Below are 13470 nucleotides of genomic sequence, written 5' to 3'. Positions count from 1 at the left end.
GGATGGTTATGCGGCCCGTTTCAACGGATTGAGAGAAGATGTCCTCGTCGGCCCTGATCGCGCAAATCGGAATTAACGGTCTGTCTCTCGGGGCCATCTATATTCTCGTGGCGCTTGGATTCACGCTGATTTTTGGAATCATGCGCATCGTCAATTTTGCCCATGGCGAATTCGCCATGTTGGGCGGTTTTGCCACGCTGTTCTGGTTCACCACGCTAGGTCTGCCATTTCTGCCCGCACTGGCGGCCGGTGCGATTACGGTTGGTGCTTCCGGCCTGGTCCTGGAGCGTGTGGTTTATCGGCACTTCTATCAACGCGAGATGCCGGGCATGATCGCGACGCTTGGGCTTTCCGTTGCTTTGACATCCTCAGGTGTTTGGCTCTGGGGACCTTATCAACGCTCGATCCCAAGCGCATTCACGGACATCTGTTCATTCGGGAGTGTCGTGATTTCCCAAGATCGGGTCGTCGTCGTGCTGGTGGCGGCGGTGACGCTTTGCTTGTTTTGGGCTCTGCTGCAGTTCAGCCGCATCGGCCTCGCGATGCGGGCGGTTGCACAAGATATTGAGATCGCGGAGGCGCAAGGAATGGATACGCGCCTGGTCTATCGAACCGCATTTTTTGTCGCGACCGTTATGGCGGCTTTGGCTGGTGGTCTGCTCAGTCAGCTTTACGCGCTGTCACCGTTTATAGGGCAAATGCCGCTTACCAAGGGCTTTATCGTCGTCATCCTCGGCGGGTTGGGCAGCATTCCGGGCGCTGCCCTCGGCGGTCTTTTGTTGGGAATGAGCGAAAGTATCTTGAGCACGCTTTACGGCGCGTCGATCGCGCAATTTGCTTCCTTCGGAGGCATTATCCTGCTGCTGTTGTGGCGGCCCAACGGCCTGCTCGGCCGGTTTGGACGCGCCTAGCATGACCACGACAGCCGATAGGATTTTGGCAGGCGAGGAGATGCGAAACCATCGCGCCTTCCTGGCCTGGGCGTCAGCGGTCGGCGTTTTGCTCCTCCTTGCATTATTGCCGCTTTGGAACCCCGACAGCTTCCTCGTGTACATCGCGACGGTCGTCTTCCTCTATCTGGTCGGCGGCTTCGGCATGCATCTGATCATGCGCACCGGCCTGATCCCTTTGGGGCAGGCAGCTTTTGTCGGAATCGGCGGATATGTTTCGGCGCTGCTGACCACCAGGTTTGGCATATCGTTCTGGCTTGCGTTCGCGGCGGCCGGAATGGCGGCGGGATTGGTGGCTGCCGTCGTCGGCCCCATTATTCTGCGGCTGCGCGGGGTCTACTTTGTCCTCATCACATTTACGCTTGGAGAAATTGTCCGCCTCGTTTTCGTCGAATGGAGCGCTATCACGGGTGGATCCGATGGGATTTCACGCATCCCGTCGCCGTCTGCGTTCTTCTCGTCTCCGTTTCATTATTATTATTTGGCTCTGGCCGTCGCCGCGGCGTCGCTCGTCTTCTCGCTTCGTCTGATGAAATCTGAATTCGGGCAGGCGATGGACGCCATCGGGGAAAGTGAGACGCTGGCCGCGGCCACGGGCGTTCCCGTCTATCGGGTCAAGATCACGGTCTTTATCATCGGCTGTGTGCTCGCTGGTCTTCAGGGCAGTTTGACGGCGCATTTCATTCGCTTCATTGCGCCGCAATCGTTTTCCTTTTCAGAGTCGCTCAATTTTCTCGTCATGAACGTCATTGGAGGAACGCATAGTCTATGGGGGCCAATCATTGGCACGATATTTATCGTGGCATTGCCGGAGCTGCTAAGACAATGGGTCGAGCTGCAATGGATTTTGTACGGTATCGCGCTGATCTGCGTCATGCGCTTCTTCCCCGGCGGGCTTGCTGAACTTGGGACGAAGCTGCGCGATATGGCTGTCGCGCGAATGCGAGCGGGGTCGTGATGGCGCTACTCTCGGTCCGGGGTCTCAAAAAACGTTATGGCAGCGTCGATGCATTATCTGATCTGACATTTGACATCGGGCAGCATGAAATTGTTGGGCTCATTGGCCCGAATGGTGCAGGCAAAAGCACGGCGATCAATTTGATCTCGGGCGCGATACCGGCAACGGCCGGCTCTGTCCATTTCGATGGCGAACAGGTCCTGAAATATTCCTGCCATGAATTGGTTCGTCGGGGATTGCTGCGGACGTTTCAGAACGTGAACCTGTTCGGCACAAGGACGGTTCGCGAAAATGTTTTGCGCGGAGCGTTTTCGGTCGTCTACAGAGATCTTTGGTCATCGCTGTGGGATGGTGCCGCTTTGCGTAGACGCCGCGCGGTCGCGGAAGAGCGGGTGAACAAAATTCTGCTTCAGTTGAATCTGCAGGAACTGGCCGATGTCAAAGCGGCAACCTTGCCGTATGGTCATCAAAAGCTTGTTGGTCTCGCCATTGCCTTGGCGGCAGATCCGAAGTTGATCATGCTCGATGAGCCTGCCGCAGGACTGAACGGGCAGGAAGCAAGGCATTTGGTGGGCGTGATACGGAATATCAATCAACGCGGCGTGAGCATTCTGATCGTCGATCACAACATGCGTTTTGTCCTGGCGCTGTGCAGCCGCGTGGTCGTTCTGCATCATGGCCAGGAACTCGCAATGGGGGCGCCGCGGGATGTCTTTAAGGATCCGCGCGTGATGGATGCTTACCTTGGACATGTCGATGAGCCTGCTTGAGGTCAACGACATCAAGGTTCTCTACGGTCATGTCCAGGCCGTGGAGTCGATGCGCCTGGATGTGAAAAAAGGTGAGATCGTCGCGCTCGTTGGGTCCAATGGCGCGGGTAAGAGCACCATCGTGAAGGCGATTATGGGAATGGCGCCGGTTCATTCCGGCACGATCACCTTCCAGGGAAAGCCCATCACTGGCCGTCGTCCTTCCGAGATCGCGCGGCACGGGATCGGCTTGTCGCCCGAGGGCCGGCGCGTCTTCCCGGAATTTACGGTGCGGGAAAATTTGCTGGCTGGCGCGTATCGGACCGACAAAAACACGATCGCGAGTCGGCTTGAGGAAATTCATTCCTATTTTCCGCGCTTGTCGGAGCGGGCGTCGCAATTGGCCGCAAGCCTGAGCGGCGGAGAGCAGCAGATGCTGGCGATTGGCCGCGCACTGATGGGACGCCCTCAACTGTTGCTGCTCGATGAACCCTCGCTCGGCCTTGCGCCCGTTGTCGTTCAGCGCATTGGCGAGGTGGTGAAAGCGATACGATCCAAGGAAGGCATTGCTGTGCTTGTTGCGGAGCAGAACTCGCGTTGGGCTCTAAGCTTCGCAGATCGCGGGATCGTCATCGAGATCGGAAAGCTGAAAATGTCCGCGAGCGCCGCCGCTCTCCGCGACGATGCTTATATTCAGGAAGCCTATTTTGGGTTCAGCGGCGAGGATCATGATCGGTTGGAATAGAGCGCACTGAAATACCGGGACAAGCAGCCGCCACCAGGCCGATCGGGGGATTGCCGCGCACACGATCGATCTCGTGCTCGGCAGGGAAAGGCGTCGATCCGGGGCTCAAGACCTCGGACCCGCCATCGCCGGGATCTTCTCGAACATCTTGGCCAGCATCGATCACGACGGCCAGGTCACTGGCGCTCCCACGGCCGGACGGGTATAATTTCGAAGAATTTGGTGGTCGCGCTTATGTCCATGTCCTCTGGCAAATTAGGTCTCGTATTCGTCCTGGCGGCGCTTTGTCTGGCCGGGCGAGCCGCTCATGCCCAGTCCGCGCCTTTCGCCTATTGGATGCCGAACTGGCCCATCGGCTTCGGCGGCAGCCTGTCCGCCGCTTCGAGTGCGAACGCTTTCGGCAACGGTCCGGGCTTGGACAGCGGTGACGCGAAAGGCGCCGGCTTTTCCTACGCGCGCACCCATTTTCAGGACGGCTGGTCTGGCGGCGGCGAAGGCGGCAGCACGGGGCTGAGCGGAGCGCTCACCAACATCCCCTCGCTCGCCTACGACGGCGTGCAGTTCGGCTACAACTTCAAGGGCGTGGGGGCGCTGCCCGTCACGGTCTATGCCGGCTTCGACACCCTGAAATACAATCCCGGTATCGGCAGTCCCTTTGCGTCTGACTCCGCCTCCAATGCGGTGACCGGCTATGGCGCGCATGCAGGCGTCGAGTTCCAGCCGACATCGAATGTCAGCCTGTCGCTCGGGGTCGGCTACGCCCAACAGCCGGCCGGCAACATCAATTCGCTCTCGCTGCCCGGCGCTTCTCCGTTCGCCTTCGGCGCTCGCCGCTGACGCGCGACGAGCAGGCGCGCTTCAGGCAGAATAGCGCCGCTCCATCGACATACGAGCGACATGCGCTGCTGCTACTCCGTTCGGCCGAGAAAGCTGAAAGGAATAGCCATGGCCGATGACGATCACGACAACCTGACCAAGGCGCGCAAGGTTCTCATCGAGTTGCGCTACAACTGGGCCGAAGTCATCGCGGCTGGTTACAAGCGCGGAGAGACTGAAACCGCCATCAAAGGCCTCATCGAGGTGCAGCAGGCGATCGAGGTGATCGACGGCGCGCTCGAGGAACTCGAAGAAGCCGACGATGAGGAAGACGAGGAGGAGGACGAATGAAAGTGCGGTTTGGCTCGGAAGTTCTCCTGGCGAACGCGCAATCAGGAGAAACTCCGAACGACCGCATTAGTAATCGCGAAGGCCGAGGCTTTGCAGGAACGATGGCGGCTGGCCATAGGGCCCCGCCTGCTCCTGTGCCTGCGCCGGGCGCACCTCTGCCCGCGGCGCTTGATGACGCGGAATCCTTGTCTGGGGACGTGGCGACCTTATCTCCGCCCGCGCATTCTGGACGGGCTGGGCCCTTCGGTGCCGCTTGACCGGTCGGACCGGTGCTTCAGCATTTTGCAGGTTCTGTTCCGATTTATCCTGTGCAGCCTGCACAGGCTCGACCGGCGCGCGCGCGTCCGGAACAGACTCTATGGGTTCGGCCTGCGCCCGCGCATCCGGCGCAGGCTGGGCCTGCGTCTTTGCGTCCTGCTCGGCTGCCCAATTCTGAAACTGCTTCAACAGCGCTCCCGACGGCGCCTCGCCGGTTTCCGGCTGGCTCTGCGCGACGGCATCGGAATTGGCGGAAGTCTCGTCGCGCGCTGGCGCGTCCCTCGCCGTCGGCTGCAAAGCCTGAGTGTCAGCGGTTGATTGAATTGTTGGCGTCGACTGATCGGCGTCAGCCTTTAGCGCCGAAACGTCGGTCAGCGAGGCCGTGAGGTCGGCAACGACCTTCGCCGGATTTCCCAGTGCCAGGGCCACGGCGACACAAATCACGGCCGCCGCCATGACCGCGGTGCTCGCCTTGAGGAGTCGCGACGGACCCCGCTGTACCTCTTCATCCGCCTGGTCGGAGAGAAAGAGCGGCAAGGGATGGTCGGGAGTGAAACCGTCTTTGGTCGACACTGACACCTCCTCTTGTTGTCCTGTCCAACCGGTAGCCCGGTATCGAGGTCCAAAAGCGACCATCGCCGACCCGATTTGGGAGAAATTTTGGTTTCACTGGGGCCGCGACCGTGCGGCCACGCGAAAGGGAACCGGTTCGGAATCCGATTGCCCAGATTTGGGGGCCTGCGCGTGCGAATGGAGTGGCGATCGGTGCACGCAAGCGATCGATTGTGGCCGCGCAAGTCATCATCGATCAAATCATCATCGAATATGGCCTGCGAGATGGCTTTGGCGAGATCGCTGCCGCATCACCGTTCAGGCATCTGCCGTTCGTCGCCGTCGTCGCGCTCCTCCTCGCTCTTCTCATCGTTTGTCTCCGGCGCCGCGGGCCGCAAAATGAGCCCGCCGCAAACCAGTGCGACGCCGACGACGAGGAACGCGACACCCAGAGCAGTCATGAGCGACCGCCAAAGACCAGGTACGCATTCTATCCGATTTTGCGCCGGCCGCACGGGTTGCGTTGGGTCTCACCGAGATGGGGACCGCAGCAGGGCACCTGTGGGCAAGCCGGTCTCGGACCCGATTGGCAGTCCGCAAGGTCTAAGCCGCCGGCGCAAAAAACCTGAAGCACGGCGCGGCGAGCTTGTCAGCGCGCACCCAAACCGGCCCGCGCTGCGCGCTTTCTGACTCCGCGAACAGAAGGCAGGTCGGACAGTTGAACAAATGCAGGTTGGTCACCGGAACAAATTTGACGAGCTCCGACCGGTACAACTGCATCTCGTTGCCGCAGTTCGGGCAGGTTGGTGATTCACGGCCTTCCAGCGAGTGCTCACGTAGGTCCATCACAATCCCTCCCCAAGGTACGTGATGAAAAGCCCCGAGCCCCCCAAAGTCGACAGATCTAGGAAAAACGATCTGCTGCGCTTTTTCGGGCGTTTTGTGGGCGTTACTTGGCCGGCCGGAGGGCATTTGACCGCAACCGACGAATGCAGGCGAGGTCGTTTTCCATCGCGCACTGCTTGCGCCATTGGACGCGCGCCCGGATCTCAGCCACAACCGCGGCGGAAAGGATCGCTCGGCAAAAGCTACGCTTGTCGTGGCATCGAGCGCCAAGTCAGCGTCCCATCATCGCGCGCGTTGCGCCGCGTGCTATCCGCAGCCCTCGCACGAGGTGGGCGCATCTAGCCAGCGCTGCGTCTGTTCGTCCGTCCAGCCCGGGACCGCGAAGTGCGCAGGCGCGGTCGCGCCTTGGCTCGGACGAATGATGAGGTGTTGGCGCGCGCGCAGGTGCGCTGTCGCGCGGTGCGCCGGGGCGGCATCAGCGGGAGCCCACAACATGATCACCAAATCAAGAGCCAGGACACCAAACGTCAGCGCTGGACGCATCGCACTGCTCCCATTCACGTACCGGCGTCCGCTCAAGCTGATCACATGCTGCGCCGGCCGGGCCGCAGGGAAACGGTCCCAGCGTCGCACAACGGGGGGGACGCGACGGCGTGCTGGGACCGCTTCAGCGGGCGGCTCTGAGGGGCTGCGAATGCAATTGCCCGCCAGCCGTCATGTGGTTGCGGACCGCCGCGATCCCAAGCTTGCGGCAGCTTCACGATCGGTCACATCGGCGAGATCATCGCCGGGAAATTGCCTTCCAGGCGCTGCCCGACCATCGGCAGGCGGACTTCGTTCTGAATCGCTCCCATTCGAGAATAGCCGTTCGACGAAGCGACAGCGATTTTGCGGCGCGTTATGGTCGCGTCCGCTGGCTATGGCTTCGGTTGACGGGCAATTTCAAATGGTCGGCCGGGGCCGCCTTGATTTCAGTGAACCGGGCGGTCCCAATCGGGGTGCCCGCTATTTCGGGCAGGCCGCTCCGCTCTTCACCCAGGCGTCAACCAGTGCTCCGGCCGCCGCTTGTGTGCCGGGCGCGGACTGACGGCCGGCGCCCGGCTGCCATGCCCAGCCGACCAGGTGATCGCTGCCGATATGGGTCGCGATCTCCTCCAGAGAACGGCCGCCGTTGCGCGCGGGGTCCTTGATCTGGGCGCAGATCTCGCTTGCGGTCCTGTTTTCCCATGCCATCTCGCGCGGCGCGAGATGCCAGTTGGGATCGCCGGGCACGCGGGCGGGATCGAAATTGGTCTCGCGATGGCAGCTCGAACAGCGCATCGCGGCAAGGCCGTGGCCGTCAGCCCCGCGCTCCACGGGCGGCTGATGCAGCCGCATCATGTCGCCCTGGCGCGGCCGATCGCCGGCCGGATGACAGTTGACGCAGCGCGGGTGCGTCAGCACCTTGGCAAGCTCGCCGAACAACGCCGCCGACCTCGCTTCGGTATCCTCGATCGTCGCAAAATTTTCCGGCGCAGCAAGGCCGTTCGACGGAAGCAGCGAGACCGCTGACGTCGACAGCGCGCTTGCAAGTAGCGCCGCGGCCGCGATGAGAAGTTTGACGCCTGTGTCGGATTTCATCGATCAAGCCAGGTAGCGTTTTGGATCAGCGAGGATCACGTCAAGCACCGCTTCATGATATTTGATGTAGCCGGTGCAGCGGCAGAGATGGCCGTCCAGCGCCTCGGCGACGGTTTTTTCGAGCTCGGCGCGGGGAATCGGCTTTTTCGCAAGACGCTCGAGCAGCACCTGCGCCTCGTTGAGGAAGCCCGCGGTGCAATAGCCGCACTGAAACGCGAAATGGACGATGAAGGCCTTTTGCAGCACGGACAATTGTCCGTCCTTCGCATGACCTTCGACCGTGCGGATGGCCTTGCCGTTGAAGCTCGCGGCGGCGGCAATGCAGGTCGGGCTGGTGTAGCTGGCGCCGTCGGCGTCGTCGACGATCACGGCGCAGCTCAGGCATTGTCCGGCGCCGCAGCCGAACTTGGTGCCGGTCAGGCCGAGGTGCTCGCGAAGAAAATCATTCATCGAGAGATCGTCGCTGATCTCGGCCGGGCCGTAGGCGCGGCCATTGATGGTGATGCTGAAAGTCGTCACGCCAGCGCTCCCTTGAGGCTATCCTCCGTCACCGGCAGCGACTGGAAGCGGCGGCCGGTCGCGTCGAAGATCGCGTTCAGAAGCGCCGGCACGACGGGGATCATGACGACCTCCGCCATGCCCTTCGGCGGCTCGTCCGGCGAAAGCGGCGGAAGGATTTCGACCTCGAGATCGCGCAGCGGCAAATCGGAGCCGCGCGCGACCAGGTATCGTCCGAGATTCCATTGTCCGTCGCCGGGGCCGCCTTCGTAGGGCGGCAGCGATTCGAGCAGCGCATAGCCGACGCCCATGGCGAAGCCGCCCTGTGCCTGTCCGATCACGACCTCGGGCACCAGCGCGTTGCCGCATTCGAAGACGCTGTAGGCCCTGGCGATGCGCAGCGCCCCGGTCGCGCGCGTGATCTCGACGCGCACCAGCGTGCCGCAGAGCGAGGTGAAGCTGGTGCCGATCCGGTTATAGTCGGTCGGCGGATATTTCACGTTTGCGCGGTCCAGCCGCATGAACGCTCCGCCGCCCCGGCGCACCGCAAGCGCATCGATGGCGGCGGTCCAGGGCTCGCTGCCGATCCTGAAGCCGGCCTGCGCCCATGACCAGCGCGAAAACCCATGCGCCATCGCTCCGGTGACGGCATTCATCGCATGCGCCTGCGCCGCGACGTCAGCCAGCGGCAATGGCCTGAGCCCGGGCATCACCAGCTCGCCATCCTTCCAGCGCGCCGCGGCCCATTGCCCGGTGCGCCGATCCGTCGCCGCGATCTGCCACAGTTTCAAGGCGGCCGGCCAAAGGCCGAAGCGGAAGATGACGCGCGCGGCCTCGGCCGCCGCATGCGTTCCGACATGCGCGCCGATCGAGGCGCTGGTCGGTGAACTGATCGCCGGCACCCAGCGCGGATTGCGCTGAGCGGCGTCCTGGTCCGCCTGCGTCATGGTGTAGGGATCGCCATGGGTCACGAGCGCGAGCGCGCCGAACGTATCGGTGCGGGCAACCGCAACCTCATCGGCGACGGCGCCGAGATGGATTGCGACGCGGTTCGCCAGCGCCGTGCCGATGCCGTTGCCCATTTCGACGTGATCGCAATGGATGGAAACCCGCCCCACGGGGTCGATTTCCACGCGCCCGAGCGCGCAGTCGGCACCCGAGCCGTAATCCTTGGTCACGCAGGCAACGCCGGTGCCGATGGCGATCTCGCGCGTCGCACGCGCCTTTGCTTCGGCGCGCTGCCGCCAGATCGGATGGTTCTCCAGCCGGTCCAGGATCTCCGGGGTGCGCACCGGCACGAAATAGGGATTGCCCGTGAGGGTGCGCCCGCCGGTCCTGAGCGCGTTGCGCCGGCGGAACTCGATCGGATCGAGCGGCAGCGCCGCCGCCACCTCGTCGACCAGCACCTCCAGCGCGGTCATCGTCTGCAGCGTGCCGTAGCCGCGCATCGAACCCGCCGTGACGCCGCGCGAATGCAGCGCGACGGTGGTGACATCGGCTTTCGGGACGTCATAGATGCCGAGCGCGCCGGTGGCCGCGACCACCGCGACGCTCTCGGAATAATTGGCGAGGCCGCCGCCGTCGAGCACATGATCGGCGGCCAGCGCGCGGATCCGGCCGCTCGCGCGATCGACCCCGATGCGCGTGCGTATCCTGAACGGATGCCGCTTGATGCCGCCCTGGAATTGCTGGTAGCGGTCATGCGCAAGCCGCACCGGACGGTTCGGGAAGAACATCGCGGCAAGCGCGACATAGAGCGGAAACGGCGTGTGGTCGCGGCCGCCGAAACCGCCGCCGACATGGGCGAAATGCGTGTTGATCCGCGCAGGCTTGTAGGCGGGCGCCGCCTGGCCCAGCAGGAACGCAACAGACTCCGTGGTTTCATACGGCGATTGCACGCCCAGGACGAGCTCGAGATTCCTGCGGCTTGTCTCATACCAGGCAAGCCCGCACTCGGGCTCCAGGAACATCGGGTCGACCGATTGGGTTTCGAATGCGCGCTCCAGCACCAGCAGCGCCGGGTCGTCCGCGGCCAGTTCGGCGCGGATCTGTTCGCCATGGACGGCGGCTTGCGCGTAGGCGCTCGTGGCCGGCGCTGCGGAAGCCGTCCACACCGGCCGCTCCGAGTTCTGCACATGGGCGGGGCTCACCCAGCCCGCCTTCAGCGGCGAATAGACATCGGGTGCGTCGGACGTCGGACCCGCGACGCGCGTGAAGCGGAAGGCGCCATAGTCGGGCATCGCGACCGCGCCGGTTTCCTCCCCGAACTGGACGAAGGATCCGTCGCGCAACGCGGTCCGTGCGGAATCGAAGGCCTCGAAGGTCTCGAAGATCAGCAGCGCCACCGGCTGGCCGAGGTAGAGCGGCGTCCGGCCGACCGGACAAAACAGATCGCCGGCATAGAACGCTGGCACGCGGATCGCGGCGCGGGCGAGGTCGGCCGACGTCACCACCACGGACGGTTTTGCGCGGCCGGCCAGCCGCGCCAGATCGAGGCCGGTATAGACGTGAGTGGCGTCGGGCGCGCGGATCAGCATGGCGTGCGACGTTTGCGCCGGCCAGCCGGGAAGGTCGGCAGCGCGAAAATCCGAGGCGTAGAGCTTGGCGCCCGTCACCTTGGCGACGCCGTCGATGCGGCCGGCGGCAGCGGGATTGGCGCGCCCCGGCAACGTCTCGCGCGCGTCGAATTCGGGTTGTTGCGCGAAGGCGAGAGACGACACGCTGCACGCGATACCGCTCGCCGCCAGCTTCACGAACGCGCGTCGCGATGTCCACATTGTTTTCTCGCCCCCGGTCACAGCGGCATTGCTGCCGCCGCGACAGCCCGTAAAAGAATCACTGCACGGCGATTCGTAAAAGAACCATTGCAGGGCGGACAAGAAACCAAAATGCACAACATCCTTGGACCCAGCGTGGACACATCGCCACAGCCGGATACCTTCGCGAGAAACGGCTCCATCTCGAAGCGCTGTCTTTCCCTCGTCATGGCATCGCTGATGTTCGCGGGGTCGATGGCTGCCGCACAATCTGAGGAGCTGCCGTCCTACATGGCGCCGATCGCGGGCCGTACCTCGGCGAATGCGGCCGGCATCGCCAATGCTGACGTGCTGGCGCTCAACACCAGCATGTTCCAGCTCTACGCCAATGCCGGCGCGGTGTTCCGGCGAAACCTGCTGGCGAAGCATCCCGTCATCCTCGCACTGTTCTCGGGCTCGGGCGGCCGCTTCATCCTGTATCGCCCCGGCATGCCGCCGCTCGAGGCGCCGTCGGTGCCGGTCGCCTATCAGCTGCAGAAATCGGTCGGGCACAGCACCATGGCGCTGGCCGAGATCGTGATGCCGTATCTCGAGAATGCGGCCGATACGTCCTGGCGCGCTTCGCTGCTTTCCTATCGCAGCCAGATGCAGTCGGCCCTGAACGGGATCGACGCCACCGACATGCCGGCGGACTGGAAGGAGAACAACCGCGCGATCCTGCGCAACAACGTCGCCTTCATGGATGAGTGTGCCGGCAAGGGCGTGATCACGACCGCGGCGCTGGAGGCATTCGCCGCCAGGCAGGCGCCGCTTCTGAAGAAGAACATCGCCTGGGCGGCGCAGACCCAGGTGGCGCACTGGATGGGCGTGCTCGCCGACTGGAAGAAACAGCTCGGCGACGCCTGGGACAGGACCTATGCCGCGAGCAACACGATCTATGTCGCCAGGCAGAACAACGTGCTGTTCAGCGTGCTGGCGCAATTCTTCGGTCCCGACGCGATCAACGACCGGCTGATGCTGATCGAGACGATTTCGTTCACGACGACCCCGGAGGACATGCTGGAATCGCTGACCCGCATCATCGCCGATCGCTCCGTCGGTGCGGCCTTCTTCGGCAGCTACCACCTGATGGACTATGAATTGATGGGCGGCGACGCCCGTCAGGCCATCATCGACGAAAGCAGGAAGCGCGGCGCCACGCCGTTCCTGCCGCCGGTCGTGCCGTTCGGGTCGAAGCAGTGGCCGACGCTGATCACGCCCGGCCCGGGCCCCGCGTCGCTTGCCGACCTTCCGGCCGCGAAGTGAAATCCTTCCGCGGTTGCTGAGCCGTAGCTGATCTGACCCCGAGCGCCGACGATCCGTCGGACGGCGTCGGCCCCGCGCATCACCGCCTGGATGCGCTCAGGAACAGCGGCCGGAAGATGTTCAGGAAGCCGGTCGCTGCCGGGGTCAGCGGACGGTTTCTCAGGCGCAGGATGCCGACCCGCCGCACCAGCGGCGGCGACACCAGCTTCTTGATGACGACGCCGGGCGGCGGGCGGCGCGGCAGTGCCGAGGCCGGCACGATCGCGATCCCGACGTCGGCCGCGACAAAATCGAACAGCGTCCCGAACTGCTCGACGACGGTCGTGTGCTTGAGCGCAATCCCCTGGTCGGCGGCGGCGACGTCGATCTGCCGCCGCAGGCCGGCCGCGGTCGGCAACGACACGAACGGTTCGTCCCTCATCTCGCGGAGGCTCAGCGCATTCCTCCGGCGCAGCGGATGTGTGGAGGGCAGCACCGCGAAGCAGGATTCCTGAACGATCTCCTCGGTGACGACCTCCTGGCCGAGGCCGGTGACGTTGCCGACGCCGAAATCGGCGAAGCCGCTGCGAACGTCCTCGTGAACCTCGCTGCCCAGCCCCTCGCGAAGGTGGACCTCGACGCCTGGATGCGCCTTGCGATATTTCAGCACCGCATCAGGAACCACGTGATGCGTGATCGACAGCAGGCAGGAGATGATCAGCCGTCCGCGGATCTGCCCGCCGAGCGCGCGGGCATTGTTGACCTGGATGTCGAGATCATCGATGAAGCGGCGCGTCGATGCGGTGAATTCGCGGCCGGGCGCGGTCAGCACGACATTGCGGGTCGACCTCAGGAACAGCGACACGCCGAGCTGCTTCTCCAGCTGGATCACGAGCCGGCTGACCGCGGATTGCGTCATGCCGAGATCGGCGGCCGCGGCGGTGAAGCTGCCATAGGTCGCAACCGAGTTCACCGCGCGGATATGCTTCAGCCCGACGTCGAACCGGCGTTCGGCGATGCGTCGATGGCGGCTCATCATTCATTCCGTTTCTGCATCAATAATGAGGATAGGAAAGTATTTGACCTA

Annotated in this window: 14 protein-coding genes; 7 read left to right on the top strand and 7 right to left on the bottom strand. The window is 63.5% G+C overall.

The window, feature by feature from the left end; translation table 11 throughout:
• Window positions 1-38 precede the first annotated feature (38 nt).
• The 6 genes from QOU61_RS32700 (at window position 39) to QOU61_RS32675 (ending at window position 4569) form a co-directional block, all read left to right on the top strand.
• Window positions 39-911: a branched-chain amino acid ABC transporter permease gene (locus QOU61_RS32700; RefSeq protein WP_289655303.1), complete on the top strand. Its 873-nt coding sequence runs from the start codon at window positions 39-41 to the stop codon at window positions 909-911.
• A 1-nt stretch (window position 912) separates the two neighbouring features.
• Window positions 913-1908 (top strand): branched-chain amino acid ABC transporter permease, encoded by a 996-nt coding sequence (locus tag QOU61_RS32695; RefSeq protein WP_289655302.1) that lies wholly within the window; start codon window positions 913-915, stop codon window positions 1906-1908.
• Window positions 1908-2678: an ABC transporter ATP-binding protein gene (locus QOU61_RS32690; protein ID WP_289661996.1), complete on the top strand. Its 771-nt coding sequence runs from the start codon at window positions 1908-1910 to the stop codon at window positions 2676-2678. The genes QOU61_RS32695 and QOU61_RS32690 overlap by 1 nt, the downstream gene beginning before the upstream one ends.
• A complete protein-coding gene (locus QOU61_RS32685) occupies window positions 2665-3402 on the top strand; it encodes an ABC transporter ATP-binding protein (RefSeq protein WP_289655301.1) in 738 nt (245 codons plus the stop codon). The genes QOU61_RS32690 and QOU61_RS32685 overlap by 14 nt, the downstream gene beginning before the upstream one ends.
• 414 nt (window positions 3403-3816) lie before the next feature.
• Window positions 3817-4239, top strand: a complete 423-nt coding sequence (locus QOU61_RS32680; protein ID WP_354142488.1) for a hypothetical protein — start codon at window positions 3817-3819, stop codon at window positions 4237-4239.
• Window positions 4240-4347: 108 nt separating this feature from the next.
• On the top strand, window positions 4348-4569 hold the full coding sequence (locus tag QOU61_RS32675; RefSeq protein WP_289655299.1) for a hypothetical protein: 222 nt from the start codon (window positions 4348-4350) through the stop codon (window positions 4567-4569).
• A gap of 66 nt (window positions 4570-4635) precedes the next feature.
• Here the strand turns inward: QOU61_RS32675 and QOU61_RS32670 are convergent, their stop codons facing one another.
• The 6 genes from QOU61_RS32670 to QOU61_RS32645 all read right to left on the bottom strand — a co-directional run bounded on the left by QOU61_RS32670 (window position 4636) and on the right by QOU61_RS32645 (window position 11120).
• The gene (locus QOU61_RS32670; protein ID WP_289655298.1) at window positions 4636-5400 is read right to left on the bottom strand and encodes a hypothetical protein; all 765 of its coding nucleotides are present in this window, start codon (window positions 5398-5400) and stop codon (window positions 4636-4638) included.
• Window positions 5401-5690: 290 nt separating this feature from the next.
• Window positions 5691-5840, bottom strand: a complete 150-nt coding sequence (locus tag QOU61_RS32665) for a hypothetical protein (RefSeq protein WP_289655297.1) — start codon at window positions 5838-5840, stop codon at window positions 5691-5693.
• Between the two features lie 142 nt (window positions 5841-5982).
• The gene (locus QOU61_RS32660) at window positions 5983-6225 is read right to left on the bottom strand and encodes a hypothetical protein (protein ID WP_289655296.1); all 243 of its coding nucleotides are present in this window, start codon (window positions 6223-6225) and stop codon (window positions 5983-5985) included.
• A gap of 1005 nt (window positions 6226-7230) precedes the next feature.
• The gene (locus tag QOU61_RS32655) at window positions 7231-7845 is read right to left on the bottom strand and encodes an Isoquinoline 1-oxidoreductase subunit (protein WP_289655295.1); all 615 of its coding nucleotides are present in this window, start codon (window positions 7843-7845) and stop codon (window positions 7231-7233) included.
• A 3-nt stretch (window positions 7846-7848) separates the two neighbouring features.
• Window positions 7849-8364 carry a (2Fe-2S)-binding protein gene (locus QOU61_RS32650; protein ID WP_289655294.1) on the bottom strand — a complete coding sequence of 172 codons (516 nt, stop codon included), beginning with the start codon at window positions 8362-8364 and terminating at the stop codon, window positions 7849-7851.
• Entirely contained in the window at window positions 8361-11120 is a 2760-nt protein-coding gene (locus QOU61_RS32645) for a xanthine dehydrogenase family protein molybdopterin-binding subunit (RefSeq protein WP_289655293.1), read from the bottom strand. Before QOU61_RS32645 ends, QOU61_RS32650 begins: the two co-directional genes overlap by 4 nt.
• Window positions 11121-11231: 111 nt before the next feature.
• On the opposite strand from QOU61_RS32645, the gene QOU61_RS32640 reads away from it, so the two are divergent.
• The gene (locus QOU61_RS32640) at window positions 11232-12404 is read left to right on the top strand and encodes a hypothetical protein (protein ID WP_289655292.1); all 1173 of its coding nucleotides are present in this window, start codon (window positions 11232-11234) and stop codon (window positions 12402-12404) included.
• Window positions 12405-12483: 79 nt separating this feature from the next.
• Here the strand turns inward: QOU61_RS32640 and QOU61_RS32635 are convergent, their stop codons facing one another.
• A complete protein-coding gene (locus QOU61_RS32635) occupies window positions 12484-13419 on the bottom strand; it encodes a LysR family transcriptional regulator (protein WP_289655291.1) in 936 nt (311 codons plus the stop codon).
• Window positions 13420-13470: the final 51 nt, after the last annotated feature.

The sequence above is a fragment of the Bradyrhizobium sp. NP1 genome, assembly GCF_030378205.1.
Lineage (GTDB): Bacteria > Pseudomonadota > Alphaproteobacteria > Rhizobiales > Xanthobacteraceae > Bradyrhizobium.
The sequence above is the reverse complement of the archived record's forward strand: the minus strand, read 5'-3'. Positions and strand labels throughout refer to the sequence as shown.